We start from the raw sequence: 16,212 nt of genomic DNA on the forward strand, positions 1-16,212 counted from the left end.
CCGCCGCCCGATGCGGCTCGTCATCGCGCGGTGCACTCCCGCATGGCATAGAAAACAACGATGAGCCGTCATTTACGGGTTGACGGGCATAACGAGTTAGATCATAACGATATCCGCAGACGAAAACGATTACGTTTCTCTGTTGGCCGGTGATTGCGTATTTCTGGTCAGAGGAGTCCGACATTTGCGAGAAGGTATTGCCAGTAGGACCTTTCAGGAAGTAAAAGATTGGGCTGGAATACATAGTCGCCAAATAGTTTGCATGGATTATTTGTTGATTGGCATTTGCATCATTATCAGTGTGCTGTTGTATGAATTTGAAAGCGACGAGCGCCCGCCCGGTGGGATGCGGCGGCGGTTTGAGCATAAAGTCGTAAAAAATAATAAATGCGCATGAGGCGCAGACAGTGGTTTGTTAACTAAAAGGACGCGTTGATGCAACGTACAATCAAAAAACCTTATCCTCCCTTTCATGCCGAGCATGTGGGCAGCTTTTTGCGGCCTCAACGGCTGGTGCAGGCTCGCCACGACTGGCGGGCAGGGGTGATTTCCCGCGACCGGTTAACCGAGATTGAAAATGAAGAAGTGCTGAACGTCGTGGCATGTCAGAAAGCTTGCGGTCTGACGGTCATTACGGACGGCGAATTAAGACGGGATGACTGGCACGTCGATTTTTTTGAACACCTTCAGGGCATCGGCAAAAGCGAAGCTGAACCGTACGAAGGGGGCGCGCCGTACCGGATTTGCATCAATGGTCGGCTGGATTTTGAGGATACCCATCCGTTTCTTGCCCATTACCGGTTTTTGCATCAGGCGATCGGTGATGACCCGCGCATGCTGGCCAAGCAGACGCTGCCAAGTCCCAATATGCTGATGTACTCTTGTATCCGGCAAAGTAGGTTCTATTCATCGTTGGAAGCGTTCAGCGACGATTTGGCCGAGGTGTATCGCAAAGCCATCCGCGCGTTTTACCAGCAGGGGTGCCGTTATCTGCAACTGGACGATCTGTTCTGGCATTGTCTGTGCGACGAAAACATGTTGGCGCGGGAAAGCGAATCCGGCATCGCGCCGGAAAAATTACTGACGTTGTGCACCAGAACCTTGAATCGCGCGCTGGAGCAGCGTCCGGATGATATGTATATCAGCCTGCATTTGTGCCGCAGCCGTTTCTCCGCTCGGCATGGGTGCAATACCGGGCTGGATGTGTTGGGCTACGCCATGGCTAACGCTAACGTGGACAGTCTGTTTCTTGATTACGACGACAGCCGTCCCGCCGGGCTGGAACCGTTGCGCAAGGTTCATCGCCAAAAGGTGGTGCTCGGCCTAGTGGATCCCCATGACAGCGAGCTGGAGGAGCCGCGATCTATCAAAATGGCGATTAATACCGCATCGTTATATGTCCCGCTGCAACAATTGGCCATCAGCCCTAAATGCGGGTTCGGCCACGTCAACGGTCAGAATATGACGGAGGAACAGCAGTGGGACAAATTGCGCCATATCGTGAGTATTGCCCGTCAGGTCTGGACCATTCCCGATTAAACGGCGTCATTCGGGCGTAGATAGCTTGGCTTCCTGCGCCCGTTTCGCGTATTTCCCCTACCTCTCAAAGGTGAGAATAATTCTTGATATCGCTTTCCCGCTTATTAAACTGGCTGCGCCTTTTATCGCGGAGAGTCATCAGTTATGGAATTACTTCACCTGGTCTACCGGCAGTATCGCTGGCCGTTTATGGCGGTTATCGCACTCAGTCTCGCCAGTGCGGCGCTGGGGATTGGTTTAATCGCCTTTATCAACCGGCAACTGATCGAGACGGTTAACCCCTCGCTGCAGGTTCTGCCCGGTTTTATCGGTCTATTGCTCCTGCTGATGGCGGTGACGCTGGCTTCGCAATTGGCGCTGACCATGCTCGGCCACCATTTTATCTATCGCCTGCGCGGCGATCTGATCAAACGTATTTTGGATACCGGGCTGGAGCGTTTGCAGCAAATCGGCCCGGCACAGTTGCAGGCCAGTTTAGCCAATGATATCCACACCATTACGTTTGCTTTTGTGCGTTTGCCGGAGCTGCTGCAGGGGGTGATTCTGACGCTGGGGTCGGCGTTGTACCTGGCTTGGCTGTCGCCCCGGATGATGTTGGTGACGTTGGTCTGGATCATCGTCACTATTTGGGGGGGGTATTTGCTGGTGGCGAGGGTCTATCGCCATATCAGTCGAGTACGCGAAGAGGAAGATCGGCTGCATGAGGATTACCGGCGGGTGATTGAAGGGGGAAAAGAGCTGATGCTCAATCGCGACCGGGCAAAGCGCCTGTATGAACGGGACTATCAGCGTCATGCCCTCGATTACCGCCACCATATTATCCGTGCCGATACCTATCACCTCAGTGCCATCAATTGGGCCAATATCATGATGCTGGGGGCGATTGGCGCCGTGTTTTTCATGGCCAATCGCCTTTCCTGGGCGGATAACGCGGTCGCCGCTACCTATTCTCTGGTATTGCTGTTTTTACGCACGCCGTTGTTGCAAGCGGTCGGTGCGTTTCCCACGCTGGCTAGCGCACAGGTCGCGTTCGCAACGTTGCGGCGGCTCAAACTGGTGGATTTCAGCGCCGGTTTTGCCGAGACCGTTGCGCCGCAGGGGTGGCAAACGCTTGAGTTGCGAAATGTCCGCTTTCACTATGGCGAGCGTGGGTTTGACGTCGGCCCGGTCAATCTGACGATACGGCGTGGTGAGCTGATCTTTCTTATCGGCGGCAATGGCAGCGGAAAATCTACGCTGGCGATGTTGCTGACCGGGCTTTATATCCCGGTCTCCGGCGACATTCTGGTGGATAGCCAGCCTGTGGCGCCGGCGCATTATCAGGCGCTGTTCTCTGCGGTATTCACCGATTTTCATCTGTTTGATTACCTGATGGGCCCGCAAGGCGGCGAGCCGGATAACCAACTGCTGGCCGACTGGCTGGAGCGCCTGGATATGCGCCGTAAACTGGATATTGCCGATTTTCAGGTTCGCAATTTGTCGTTGTCCCAGGGGCAACGCAAGCGTGTGGCTTTGTTGCTGGCGGTGGCAGAGCAGCGGGACATTCTGCTGTTGGATGAATGGGCCGCCGATCAGGATCCCCAATTCCGGCGTGTGTTCTATCAGATGTTATTGCCACAGTTACGGGCGGAGGGAAAAACCATTATTGCCATCAGCCATGACGATCACTATTTCGAGCAGGCCGACCGGTTGCTGGAGATGCGCGCCGGTACGCTCACGGAGCTGACCGGTGATGCGCGGTTGGACGCCAGCCGTGATGCTATTGCGCGTGTAAACCAGAGTCGGATGATTTCATCCATTCAGTGACGGGATTCGCTAGATTGCCATCCTCGGATATACAGCCATCCACACTTACTGCAAGATAGGTGCCGATGTCGGCTCTGTGTCGGTATCAAGGATTATTTTCCAATAAAAGCGGGCAGACAGGTGTAAATATCTTGTTTGCCGTCCTAAACCCGAATAATAAGAAGGGAGTCTGTTATGGAAAGATGGCTCAAACCTTTCCTGTTTTTCATTTTTTGTGTGGTATTCACGGCCAATGCAGCGGAGAGGCTGCCGAACATCGTCATTCTGGCGACCGGCGGCACCATCGCCGGGTCTGCCGCCGCCAACACGCAAACGACCGGTTACAAGGCAGGTGCGCTGGGGGTGGATACTCTGATTAAAGCGGTGCCGGAATTGACGGCGATTGCCAATGTCAAAGGCGAGCAGTTTGCCAATATCGCCAGCGAGAATATGACCGGCGATCTGGTGCTCCGACTGAGCCAGCGTGTTAACGCGCTGCTGGCGCAGAATGATGTGGATGGCGTGGTCATTACGCATGGAACGGATACAGTGGAGGAGTCGGCTTATTTTCTTCATTTAACGGTAAAGAGCGATAAGCCGGTGGTGTTTGCCGCCGCCATGCGTCCGGCGACAGCCATCAGTGCCGATGGGCCGATGAATCTGCTGACGGCGGTGCGGGTGGCCGGCGATAGTCAGTCTCGCGGACGCGGTGTGATGGTGGTGCTGAACGATCGTATCGGTTCTGCGCGCTATATCACCAAGACCAACGCTTCTACGCTGGACACGTTTCGCGCCACCGAAGAAGGCTATCTGGGTGTTGCGATCGGCAATCGCATTTACTACCAGAACCGTATCGACAAGCTGCATACCACGCATTCGGTGTTTGACGTGAGCGGCCTGAAAACCCTGCCGAAAGTCGACATCATCTATGGGTATCAGGATGACCCTGAATACCTGTATGACGCGGCGATCAGTCATGGCGTCAAGGGCATCGTGTATGCCGGTATGGGCGCTGGGTCTGTATCGGTACGGGGGGAAGCCGGTATGCGCAACGCTGAAAAACAGGGCGTGATTGTGGTTCGCTCAAGCCGCACGGGCAATGGCATTGTGCCGCCGGACGACGCATTACCTGGGCTGACGGCCGATTCGCTTAATCCGGCTCATGCCCGCATCCTGTTGATGCTGGCCCTGACTCGCACGACGGCGCCTGCGGAGATTCAGCAGTATTTTCATCGCTACTGATTTCGTCTCGTTGTATTTCTGACCCTGCCGGGAAGCTGCCGACGACGGCGGTTTCCCGGCTGTAGCGAAGAGTCAGGTGTCTGGCCTCTGTCCGCATCGCGGGTTGTTGTTTCCCTACAATGTTGCTTCCCCACGATGTCATTCCCCGCGATGTGCCCTGTCGTGTCGGGGTATCTCGCTCCATACTGTTTCCCTTGCCGTTTGTGGCTAGATTGGCCGAGCTTACGCCGAACAACGGAAAATTGTGCTGCATATTGCTGGAATCATGGCGCGAAGTGGCTTTCCTCGGCCAGCCGGAGCCAGAAGCTTCCTTAATGGCAATTTTTGCCTGTATGATTCTGCTCTTGGTGCGTCAGGTTGTGCCTGCTGCGTGGGTCGTGGCGGTACGCCTGGGAAATAAAGAAGGATACGTCGTTACATGACACAACCCATTTTCATGGTTGGTGCCAGAGGGTGCGGAAAAACCACTGTCGGCGGCAAGCTGGCGCAAGCGCTGGGTTATGAGTTTGTCGACACCGATATTTTTATGCAGGAAACCAGCGGCATGACAGTGGCGGATGTCGTGACTTCGGAAGGATGGCCCGGGTTTCGCCGTCGTGAAAGCGAAGCGTTGCAACGGGTGAGCCGGCCGAATCGGGTTATTGCGACCGGCGGCGGTATGGTGTTGCTGGAGCAGAACCGCCGTTTCATGCATGACGAGGGGACAGTGATTTATCTGCTAGCGCCCGTTGCGGAGTTGGCCCATCGCCTGGAGGCTAGTCCCGAGGCACATCAGCGTCCGACGCTGACCGGGCGTCCGATCTCGGAAGAGGTCGCCGCCGTGCTGGCTGAGCGCGAGGCGCTGTATCAGGCCGTGGCGCATCATGTGGTCGACGCGACTCGTTCCCCGCAAATGATCGTGACCGAACTGCTGCAATGGCTGCGTCAGCCTGCCGCATGATGTGGCGATGTGTCGGTGTTTTGGCGTGTGCTCGACGATAATTGACGGATTTTTTAGACAGAAAGGGTTGTACGTTATGCTGAATGTAAATGAATATTTTTCAGGTAAAGTAAAGTCTATCGGTTTTGACGGCAGCAGTATCGGCCGCGCCAGCGTAGGGGTAATGGAAGCCGGCGAGTATACGTTTGGCACGGCTCAGGCCGAAGAGATGACGGTCGTCAGCGGCTCGCTGACAGTCCTGCTGACGGGCGCCAGCGAGTGGCAGGTATTTGGGCCGGGCGCGGTTTTCAATGTGCCTGAAAACAGTAAGTTCGATCTGAAAGTCGCGGAACCCACCTCTTACCTCTGCCGTTATCTGTAATACAGTCTGACGGCGTCCCTAGGTTGCCCGCCGGGGGACGCCGCCGGACCCTTTCCTGACTCGTGTTTCACCATGCCTTGTTTGGGCTTAACGTCATTAACCTGGTCGTGCCTCTATTATTTAAGACCGGCAGCGATGTAAATAATGGTGGAATATCGTTGAGTGAGTCATTTTGTTTATTTCATCCCGTAATTATTTTTACACGGTAATCATTCAGTCGAAACAGGGTAACGTTTTCTCTTCGAGCAATCCTGCAGACGACTGATCTTAATTATTTTCAGTCTGAAATAATCGCTTGTTATTCTGTATCAATAATTTTTTCTTATTTCTTTATTTTAAAGATAACGCTGTAAATCTGAGGAAAGTCGTTGTATTTTCTGTCTGCTTATTTGCATTTTTACGATGGTTTAGGGCTATCTCCTCGTTACAGGTAGTGGATATAACTGTATGTCGCTCCCTGGACAATGGGATACACCTCAAGGATAGAACAACCGTCAATATATCTTGTTTCAACATAGTACAAATAATAAGTGGTTATTATGCTTAAGACGACTCGCGCACGAATACTGGCGGTATGCACCAGTATCATTATTTTCTCTTTGATAATTAATACCTTCTTCAACTATCGAGTAACAGATAAATATAACGATGAATCCATTGATAATCTGTTGGCTGCAGTCACTTCCAGCCACAGTCTCGCCATCAGTGATTGGGTGGCGGCGAAGAAACAGATGATCTCCTCTCTGAACCAAGCGGTATTGACCAACGATGATCCTATCCCCGTGTTTAAACAGATGGCTGCCGCCGGCAATTTCATCAATGTTTACATGGGATACGCCAATCATACGGCCAAATTTTCTGACCCCGGCGGCATTCCCGCCAATTATGACCCCACAGTCCGTCCGTGGTACCAGCAGGCCGTGCGTGAAGGTAAACCTATCGCGACCGCGCCGTATCTGGATATGGCCACCAATACCATTGTGGTGTCGTTTGTCGCTCCCGTGCTGGACGGCGGCCAGACGAAAGGGGTACTGGGTAGCGATGTGACCATGGAAAGCGTGATCGCCAACGTGAAGGCGATTCATCCAACGCCTGCAAGCTACGGGTTGTTGGTGCAGGCCGACGGCACCATTATCGCGCACCCGGATGCCTCTCTGACGCTGAAAAAATTTTCCGGCATCGCTCCGGATATCGATTTACCGGCGGTGCTGAAATCCGAACACCCACGCAGCCAGGTCATCAGCGGGCGCGATATGCTGGTTCGGGCGCAACAGGTAAAAGGTACGGACTGGTACGTGCTGGTGGCGCTGGACAAGTCCGAAGCGACGGCGGGTATGCGTTCTTTGCTGTGGACCTCCGTGGTGACGCTGATCATTATTGCATTGCTGGGGTCGGCGATTGTCGGGACGTTGATCAACGCATCGCTCAAGCGACTGATGCAGATTCGTGATGCGATGGACGATATCAGTCATGGTACTAACGATCTGACCCAGCGTCTGCCGGATGAAGGGCATGACGAAGTGGCGCAGATCGCTCGCTCTTTCAATACATTCATCGACAAGCTCAGCATGATCATGCTGCAGATCCGCGACATCAGCACCTCGCTACAGTCGGCGACCGGTGAAATCGCTTCCGGTAATAACGACTTGTCGTCCCGAACCGAAGCGGCGGCTGCCAGTCTGCAACAGACGGCTGCCGCGCTGGAGGAAATTTCCGCGACGGTAACGCAATCGGCCGGTGCGGCGCGCCAAGTGAATGATCGGGCGTTGGCGCTGGCGGATGATGCCGGCGCGGGCGGCAAAGTAGTTTCCGAAGTGGTGGTGACGATGGAGGAGATCGAGGTCGCCTCCGGCAAGATCGGCGATATCATCGGCGTGATTGATGGCATTGCGTTCCAGACCAATATTCTGGCGTTGAATGCTGCGGTGGAAGCCGCGCGTGCCGGCGAACAGGGGCGCGGTTTCGCTGTGGTGGCGGGCGAAGTACGTGCGCTGGCACAGCGTAGCGCTCAGGCGGCGAGAGAGATCAAGGAACTGATCGAATCTACGGTTGAGAGTGTGAGCGCGGGTTCCCAGCAGGTGCGTCAGGCCGGCAACACCATGCATGAAATAGTTACCGGGGTATCAACGGTGACGTCGGTAATGTCTGAGATTACCCATGCTTCGGAAGAGCAGATGCGCGGTATTCAGGAGATCAACAAGGCGGTGGCGCAGTTGGATTCTATGGTGCAGCAGAACGCGGCACTGGTGCAGGAATCCGCCTCTGCTTTCGCTTCGTTGCAAGAACAAACGGAAGAGCTGCACTCGTCAATCGGCCACTTCAAGCTGTAATCCGCGAGCGTGTCGCCATCAGGCGGCACGCTCTACTTTTTGGCAGGTCAGCGCTGTGCTTCCCCGCCCAACGCCTCAGTCAGGTTGGCGATCAACGCCGCCAGTTCACCGGTCATCAACGAAAAATCGGCATCAAATCGCTGGGCGACGTCTTCGCGATCGATATCGTCATTTTGTTCTTTCAAGACCTCGGCGAATTTTAGCCGTTTAAGCGAACCATCGTCCGCCAGAACCAGTTGCACCCGTTCCTGCCAGTCCAGCGCCAGTTTCGTCACCATCTTGCCGGCTTCAATGTGGGTGGCAATTTCGTCGCTAACCAGCGCTTGCTTTTTGCAACGGATGACGCCGCCGTCTTCCAGCAGCGCCTTCAGTTCGGCTTCATCCTGCAAGGCAAAGCCGGCGGGCGTGTCGCCGGAGCGAACCCACTCGGTCAGCGTCAGTTCGATCGGGTTTTCCATGGTGAGCGGAACGACCGGCAGCGATCCTAATGTTTTACGCAGCAACGCCAGCGTATCTTCGGCTTTTTTGGCACTGGCGGAATCCACCATAATCAAGCCGCTCTGGGTATCAATCCACAGCCAGACCTGGCTAAAACGGCTAAAAGCGCGCGGCAGCAAACTGTGAACGACTTCGTCTTTCAGCGCGTCCTTCTCGGTTTTTTTCAGTTTTCGATGCTGTTCGCCTTCCAGTTTTTCTATCTTCGCCTGCAGCGCCTGCTTGATGACCGGCGAGGGCAGCATTTTTTCTTCTTTGCGTGCGCAGATCAGGATCTGTCCGTTGACGACATGGGTTAATGCGTTGCCATGTGCTCCCATAGGGGAGACCCAACCGGTTTTGGCCATGTCCTGACTGCCGCATGGGGTGAAGGCGAAGGTGGCCAGTTGGGATTCCATGGCATCCGCCGAGAGGCTGATATCGCGGCTCAGGCGATAAATCATCAAATTTTTAAACCACAGCATTGTGTTGTTCCTGACTGTCGCACGGCGCAGTGCGCGCTATTATCGGCCGGGCCGGGATACGGGCGCGTCGCCATGCGCGATATTGTTGGCAGCGGGCATCATAACGAATTGTCGCAGATGAAGTTAAGATAAAATCAGGAATGCGGCCAAAGCGAATAACGGGAGAGCTTGTGCGGATAGGTATTGATTTGGGCGGCACCAAAACGGAAGTGGTGGCGTTGGCGGATGACGGGAGTGTGGCGTTTCGGCACCGGGTATCGACGCCGCGCGACGATTACCGGCGGACGTTGACCACCATTGCGGATCTGGTCGTCGCTGCGGAACGCGCTGTCGGCGCGTCATGCAGCGTGGGCGTCGGTATTCCAGGCACATTGTCACCGGTGACTGGGCGAGTCAAAAATGCCAACTCCGTCTGGCTGAATGGGCAGCCATTGGATCAGGATTTATCGGCCTTGCTGGCGCGTCCGGTTCGGGTGGACAACGATGCCAACTGCCTGGCGGTATCCGAAGCGGTGGATGGCGCTGCGGCGGGTGCCGCAGTGGTATTTGCCGTGATTATCGGCACCGGGTGCGGGGCTGGGGTGGCGATTGACGGACAGGTTCATGCCGGTATGAATGGCATCGCCGGTGAATGGGGGCATAATCCGCTGCCCTGGATGGATGACGAGGAGTGGCGTTATCAACAGGACGTTCCCTGTTATTGCGGCCGACGCGGGTGTATTGAGACCTTTATTTCCGGCACCGGGTTCGGCATTGACTATGCGCGTCTTAGCGGCAGGACGCGGCGGGGCGAAGAGATCGTGCAACTGGCTGCCCAGGGCGACGCCCCGGCGGAACTGGCGTTGCAGCATTATGAGCGTCGTCTGGCGCGCGCATTGGCGCATGTCGTTAACATTCTGGATCCGGATGTGATCGTGCTGGGCGGCGGGATGAGCAATATCGCCCGCTGGTACGAGACGGTGCCCGCGTTGCTGGCCGGATGGGCGTTCGGCGGGGAATGCAGTACGCCGATCCGTCGGGCGCTGCATGGCGATTCCAGCGGCGTGCGCGGCGCTGCCTGGCTGTGGCCGCAAAATGAGTCGAATACCTGATGGAGGAACGGGCCGTGAGCGTAGCGCCTCGGCCCGTCGCCTTTATTTCACTGCGTACTCGCTATCCAACTGGCTGATGCCGAGCCCGTTGCGTTTCCTCACCCGAATTTGCACCTGAATCCGTTCCTTCATGGCTTCCACATGGCTGATAACGCCAATGGTTTTACCGGAGGCGTTGAGGTTGTCGAGCACGTCCAGCGCGGTATCCAGCGTCTCTTCGTCCAGCGTGCCGAATCCTTCGTCCAGGAATAGCGAGTCGATACGGGTTTTATTGCTAACCAGATCGGACAATGCCAGCGCCAGCGCCAGACTGACCAGAAAGCTTTCGCCACCGGAGAGCGTGCGGGTGTCGCGCACTGCATCCGCCTGCCAGGTATCCGCCACTTGCAATTCCAGCGTATCGGCGGCTTTGCGTTGCAGCAGATACCGGCCGTGCAGTCTGGATAACTGACGGTTGGCCAGATACACCAGATGATCCAGCGTGAGCCCTTGAGCGAACCGGCGAAACTTGTCGCCGCGCTGTGAACCGATCAATTGGTTGAGGCAGCCCCAGTCTTCGCTGCGCTGGCGGCTGCGTTCTACCTCGTTCAGCAGGGCTTGCTGTTTATCACGCAGTTGCTGATCGCCGGCGAGTTGTTGGCGTAGCTCGCCCTGATGCCGCACCTCGTTTTTCAGCATATCCCCCAATCCTGCCAGCAACTGGTGGATATCGTGGTGACTGATGCCCTCCGGCATGGACGCCGGCTTGTTCTGCAGGTGATGATCCAGCGTGTTTTCCGCCTGTTGATGCACGCTTTCCACTTGCTGCTGGCGTTGATTGAGGCGTTCTTTCAACGTCATTAATTGGTGGCGTGTAGACTCATCCAGTAATGCCTGGCGGAAATCCGCCTCGTCCTGAAATTCGGTTTCCCGCAGTGCGGCGCCGAATTGTTCCGTCGCGGCGTTGAGTGCATCGTCGGCGCGTTGGTGCTGCTGTTCCAGACTGCCCAACTCCCCGTTCAGGTGGCTGATATGCGATTGGCTGTTTTGCCACTGGATTTGTGCCTGTTGATTTTCCCGCTCCAGCAGTTGGCTGCGTTGACGCAGTTCAGTCAGCGTTTCATTGACCACCTTGTTACCGAACCATTGCCAGCGTTGCTGCTGAGCCTGTTCCAGCGAGCGCTGGAGTTCGGCTAGTTGCTGATGCTGACTTTTGATAGCCAGGTTGGTTTCCTCTCGTTGACGCTGACTGCTTTCAATGTCAGCGCTGACGGCGGAAAGATAGGGCTGTTTCTGGTGATGTTCGTGCTCATTTTCCTGCCAGCGTAGCCACTCCAACTGACGTTGACGCAGCCAGTCGTCCTGTTGAGTCAATTCGGGCGCGGACAGGCCGAAACCCTCCAACGTCTGGCTGATGGCCTGATGCAGGCGCTGCAATTCCTGTGTGATCTTCTCCAGTGTTTGCTGCAGTTCCGACTGGGCCAGCGTCAGTGCATCCCGTTGCTGCTGGTTGAGCGCCAGCTGCTGCTCGGTCTGTTGCAGTAACTGGCTGGCTGAGGTCAGTAAATCCTTACTTTCCTGAATTTGCCGTGATTGACGTTCCCGGTCGGCGATGTGCGCTTGTAAGGATTGTTCCTGTTCCTCGCAGGATGTCAGCCATTGCGTCAATCGCTCCAGTTGCTGCGGATCGAAATCGATAAGTAAGTGTTTACTCAGCGCGACACACTGCTGTTCCAGCGCGGATAAATCCTGCTGCACGCTATCCAGCGCATTTTGCTGCTGTTGGCGCTGATGCTGCAACAGGTTGATCTGGGTATCGGTCTGTACCACCGTAGCGCGCAGGGTTTCCACCTCCTGACGCAGCGTCTGCAACCGGATTTGGGTTTCGGAAGGGCGCAGCGCCTGATAGCGCTCCACGGCGGGGTGGTGAGTCGAGCCGCACAGCGGGCACTCTTTACCGAGCTGCAGTTGTTGGCGCTCACTCTCCAGGCTGACGATGTGTTGTTCCAGTTCGTAACGTTTTTCCAGATCGCGCAGATGTTCGGCCTGACGCTGGTAATCCAGCCGTTGGCGTACCTGCGCGTCTTCCAATTGCTCCAACTGTTGGCGGGAACCCAACCGCTGCGTTTCCAGCAGTGTGCGTTGACTGAGCAGGCGTTGCAGCACCGCCGCACTGGTGGCCAGTTGCTGCCGATCATGGCGTTGGGCGACGTTGCGGGCCAATTGCTGCTGTAGATCCGATATCGGCAGCGCGGCTTCCTGTTGTTCATAATGCTGCTGTTGTTCGGCGAGACGCTGCCGGGCGCGCTCCTGGGCGTCGGACTGGGCCTGTTGCTGTTCCGACAGCGTCTGTCGCTGTTGTTCCAGATATTCGGCCTGCACCTGTTGCTGGTTCGCTTTTTCCTGCTGGATTTGCCGATCCTGCTGCCATTTTTGCTGCTGGGGGAATTGGGCCTGCCAGAGCGGAATATGGCTGCCCCAGTGTTGGTGGATGGCGTTTTGCTGCCGGTAGGCGTCGATATCCTCCAGCCGGAGACGGGTTGCCTGCTGTTGTCGCTGCAGGTTATCCAATGACGCGATCAGGTTTTTTTGTCGCTCGTTTAACTGATCCAGCGTTTGTTGTCGTTGAGCGCGCAGCGCCTGCTGGGTAGCAATATGTTGATCCAGCGGCAGAATGCGTTCGTTGACCAGATCTTCCTGCTGTTGCCGGTGTTCGGCATGTGCTTTCTGGTCGGACAGCGTTTTTTCCGCCTGCGTTTTGAGCAGTTTCAGCGCGGTTTGATACTGGCCGATTTGCTGTTTGACGCTGGTGATTTGCCGGGTCAACAGGCTTTTCTCGCGGGCGCAGCGTTCCCGTTCGTTGTACAACGGGCGCAGTTTTTCAGCCGGTTCGCTACGCGCCAGACGATCCATCTGCGGTTGGGATTGGATCAGCGCGATATCCAGCGCGGAACGCTGTTGTACGCTAGTCGCCAGCGCCTCCTGATAGTGCTGGAGCTGCTCGTACCACCGCTGATGCGCCAGAATTTCATCGCGCTGCAGCGCCAGATCGTTTTCCTGTTGCTGTAAGACGGCCAACTGTTGTTCCAGCGATGTGCGCTGTTCGTCGCTCATCAATTCAATGGTTGCGACCTGCGCCTGTAGTGTTTCCAGCCTGGCCTGCGACTGTTTGTGCTTTTCAAACACCTGTTCGGATATTTGACCGTAGATATCGGTACCGGTCAGCTCCTCCAATAACTCGGCACGTTCGTTGGCGTCTGCATTCAGGAAGGCCGCGAACTGGCCTTGCGACAGCATCATGGATTTGGTGAAACGGCCAAAATCAAGCCCGGTGATATCGGCGATCAGCGCCAATTTGTCGTTGACGCGATCGGTGAGGATTTTGCCGTCGGCGCAGCGTGCCAGCTCGACTCTGGGCGGTTGCAGATTGCCTTCCGGGTTGTCGTGCGCCCGGCGCTGGCTCCAGAAGGCGCGGTAGGCGGTTCCCTGCACCTCGAATTCTACCTCGGCCAGACATTCCGCCGTGTGGCGGGTCATCACCTCGTTCTGGCTGGGGCTGACCTTCAGCCGGGGCGTCTGGTGATACAGCGCCAGACAGATAGCATCAAGCAACGTGGTTTTTCCGGCGCCGGTCGGGCCGGTGATGGCAAACAAGCTGTTATTGACGAAAGGCGCGCGGGCGAAATCGATTTTCCATTCGCCCTGTAGCGAATTCAGGTTTTTCAGGCGCAGACTGAGTATTTTCATGCCGATGTCTCCTGACGCTGTTCTTCCACTTCCTGTAGTACCTGACTGAACAGGCCCCGTAGCCGTTGCCGACGTTCCTCCTCCAGTTCCGGCTCCAGCGCCAGGCGCCGCTCGAACACCTCGACCGGTTGCAGTTCTTCCAGCGTTTCCTTTTCCTGCTGCATCAACATCTGTAAATGCTGTTCCCGGGCGCGGCGCAGCAACAGGATTTCCACATGCAGGTTTTCCGTCATGTGCTGTATCTGCTGTTGGATGTCGTTGAGGTAATCCTGCGTGGCGATTTCGATATCCAGCCACACCGGCTTCTCGCCCTGATAGTCGCGAAACCCATTCAGCCGACGTTCGATTTCCGCCAGGTTGCCTTTGACCAACTGCATCGGTTGGGTGACGGGCGTTTCCAGCGCGACGATGTCGTGTAGCCCGTCGTTATCGAGCTCCACCAGAAAGACGGATTTTTCGTGATTCAGCTCGTCAAAACTGAGGGGGATCGGTGAGCCGCTGTAACGGATATGCTCACTTTGCGCTACCCGCTGCGGGCGGTGAATGTGCCCGAGGGCGATGTAATCCGCCGGAGGAAACGCCTGGGCGGGAAACGCATCCAGCGTACCGATATAGATGTCGCGCACGGATTCGGTGGTGGTCACGCCGACGGTGGTGAGGTGGCCGGTCAATACAATCGGCAATGCGCGGGCCAGTTCGTCCCGCCGCTGACAGGCCAAGTCGTAACACTGCTGATAATGACGGGCGATGGCGTCCTGCAACGCCTGCTGTTTTTCTCCGGCCGATTGCCCGGCCTGGCTGAATAGTACATCGCGTGGGCGTAGATAGGGTACTGCGCACAGCAGCGCACCGGGCTCGCCCTGACGGTTTTTAAGCAACAGCACCTGTTGGTGATAGTCGCCTTCGAAACCGGCGACGACCTGCGTGTTGAGGCAAGCCAGTAACGAGCGGGATTCGTTGAGCGTCGCCACCGAATCGTGGTTGCCCGCCATCACCACCAGTTGACAGCCGGTGCGTTGCAAGTCAACCACAAAGCGGTTGTACATTTCCCGGGCGTAGCTGGGCGGCGTGCCGTTATCAAACACGTCGCCTGCGACTATTACTGCATCAACATGGTGTTCTTCGGTTTGTTGCACCAGCCAGTTCAGGAATGCCTGATGTTCGGGGGCCCGGCTTCGGGTATAAAAGTACTGGCCGAGGTGCCAGTCTGACGTATGAATAATTCGCATGGAATTCCCTGCAGGTGCGTGCAACCGATATCGTCTGTTTGTTTCTGCCCCGTTCGCGGCACGGCCCCAGGCTGGGGCAATCGCCAGCACATCCTGCGAAGAAGAGGGCTCTGCACTGTTATCATCGGCGATTATAAGCATGCGGTTTAGGCTGTGTCCGAAATTAATCTTGTACGGTGGGGCGGGGGCGGAGTAGGTTGAGGGAGCCATTTAGGGGAAAACGCTGTGCGGGCGGCTTTTCATAAATCTGTCATAAAACTGACGCATAATGCACACCGCATGCTAACCGTGATGATTAACGGCAGGATTGACAATGGCAAGACGTATTTTGGTGGTAGAGGATGAAGCGCCCATTCGTGAGATGGTGTGCTTTGTGCTGGAGCAAAACGGTTATCAGCCGGTGGAAGCCGAGGATTACGACGTCGCTGTTTCCCGGCTGGCGGAACCGTATCCCGAGCTGGTGCTGCTGGATTGGATGCTGCCGGGCGGTTCCGGTTTGCAGTTCATCAAGCATATGAAACGCGAAGCGTTGACCCGCGATATTCCCGTCATGATGTTGACCGCTCGCGGCGAGGAAGAGGATCGGGTACGCGGCCTGGAAGTGGGGGCCGACGATTATATTACCAAGCCGTTTTCGCCCAAAGAGCTGGTGGCGCGCATTAAGGCGGTCATGCGCCGGATTTCGCCGATGGCGGTGGAAGAGGTGATCGAGATGCGCGGCCTGAGCCTGGATCCGTCTTCGCATCGCGTGACTACCGAAGAGTACGCGCTGGATATGGGGCCGACCGAATTTAAGCTGTTGCACTTTTTTATGACTCATCCTGAACGGGTGTACAGCCGTGAGCAGTTGCTGAATCATGTCTGGGGCACTAACGTTTATGTTGAGGATCGCACTGTGGACGTTCATATCCGCCGCCTGCGCAAAGCGCTGGAAACTACCGGGCATGACAAGATGGTGCAGACGGTTCGTGGAACCGGATACCGTTTTTCAACGCGCTACTGACGGCGTG

The 16,212-nt window shown here is 56.0% G+C and carries 12 protein-coding genes; 9 read left to right on the forward strand and 3 right to left on the reverse strand.

The annotated features are described in order from the left end of the window. Window positions 1-435: 435 nt before the first annotated feature. From HEP82_RS10990 to HEP82_RS11020, 7 genes are all read left to right on the forward strand, one after another. Complete coding sequence (locus tag HEP82_RS10990; protein WP_192458119.1) at window positions 436-1,539, forward strand: 5-methyltetrahydropteroyltriglutamate--homocysteine S-methyltransferase; 1,104 nt, start codon at window positions 436-438, stop codon at window positions 1,537-1,539. Window positions 1,540-1,683: 144 nt separating this feature from the next. Then, entirely contained in the window at window positions 1,684-3,345 is a 1,662-nt protein-coding gene (locus HEP82_RS10995; RefSeq protein ID WP_192458120.1) for a multidrug ABC transporter permease/ATP-binding protein, read from the forward strand. 174 nt (window positions 3,346-3,519) lie between these two features. Further along, complete coding sequence (locus HEP82_RS11000; protein WP_192458121.1) at window positions 3,520-4,566, forward strand: type II asparaginase; 1,047 nt, start codon at window positions 3,520-3,522, stop codon at window positions 4,564-4,566. A 119-nt stretch (window positions 4,567-4,685) separates the two neighbouring features. Continuing rightward, window positions 4,686-4,988: a hypothetical protein gene (locus HEP82_RS11005; RefSeq protein WP_192458122.1), complete on the forward strand. Its 303-nt coding sequence runs from the start codon at window positions 4,686-4,688 to the stop codon at window positions 4,986-4,988. Next, complete coding sequence (gene aroL / locus HEP82_RS11010; RefSeq protein ID WP_015854600.1) at window positions 4,985-5,506, forward strand: shikimate kinase AroL; 522 nt, start codon at window positions 4,985-4,987, stop codon at window positions 5,504-5,506. The genes HEP82_RS11005 and aroL overlap by 4 nt, the downstream gene beginning before the upstream one ends. Window positions 5,507-5,582: 76 nt before the next feature. After that, complete coding sequence (gene ppnP, locus HEP82_RS11015) at window positions 5,583-5,867, forward strand: pyrimidine/purine nucleoside phosphorylase (RefSeq protein WP_192458123.1); 285 nt, start codon at window positions 5,583-5,585, stop codon at window positions 5,865-5,867. A gap of 539 nt (window positions 5,868-6,406) precedes the next feature. Continuing rightward, window positions 6,407-8,197, forward strand: a complete 1,791-nt coding sequence (locus HEP82_RS11020) for a methyl-accepting chemotaxis protein (RefSeq protein WP_192458124.1) — start codon at window positions 6,407-6,409, stop codon at window positions 8,195-8,197. A 47-nt stretch (window positions 8,198-8,244) separates the two neighbouring features. Here HEP82_RS11020 and rdgC read toward each other — a convergent pair whose 3' ends face one another. Continuing rightward, the gene (rdgC, locus tag HEP82_RS11025) at window positions 8,245-9,156 is read right to left on the reverse strand and encodes a recombination-associated protein RdgC (RefSeq protein ID WP_192458125.1); all 912 of its coding nucleotides are present in this window, start codon (window positions 9,154-9,156) and stop codon (window positions 8,245-8,247) included. 170 nt (window positions 9,157-9,326) lie between these two features. Here rdgC and mak point away from each other — a divergent pair, with 170 nt between their 5' ends. Further along, window positions 9,327-10,247 carry a fructokinase gene (gene mak, locus HEP82_RS11030; RefSeq protein WP_192458126.1) on the forward strand — a complete coding sequence of 307 codons (921 nt, stop codon included), beginning with the start codon at window positions 9,327-9,329 and terminating at the stop codon, window positions 10,245-10,247. A 42-nt stretch (window positions 10,248-10,289) separates the two neighbouring features. On the opposite strand, the gene HEP82_RS11035 is transcribed toward mak, so the two are convergent. Further along, entirely contained in the window at window positions 10,290-13,973 is a 3,684-nt protein-coding gene (locus HEP82_RS11035; RefSeq protein WP_192458127.1) for an AAA family ATPase, read from the reverse strand. Further along, a complete protein-coding gene (gene sbcD / locus HEP82_RS11040; RefSeq protein WP_192458128.1) occupies window positions 13,970-15,202 on the reverse strand; it encodes an exonuclease subunit SbcD in 1,233 nt (410 codons plus the stop codon). Before sbcD ends, HEP82_RS11035 begins: the two co-directional genes overlap by 4 nt. A 313-nt stretch (window positions 15,203-15,515) precedes the next feature. On the opposite strand from sbcD, the gene phoB reads away from it, so the two are divergent. Further along, window positions 15,516-16,205 carry a phosphate response regulator transcription factor PhoB gene (phoB, locus tag HEP82_RS11045; RefSeq protein ID WP_015854593.1) on the forward strand — a complete coding sequence of 230 codons (690 nt, stop codon included), beginning with the start codon at window positions 15,516-15,518 and terminating at the stop codon, window positions 16,203-16,205. Window positions 16,206-16,212 lie beyond the last annotated feature (7 nt).

This window comes from Musicola keenii (genome assembly GCF_014855505.1).
GTDB classification, from domain to species: domain Bacteria; phylum Pseudomonadota; class Gammaproteobacteria; order Enterobacterales; family Enterobacteriaceae; genus Musicola; species Musicola paradisiaca.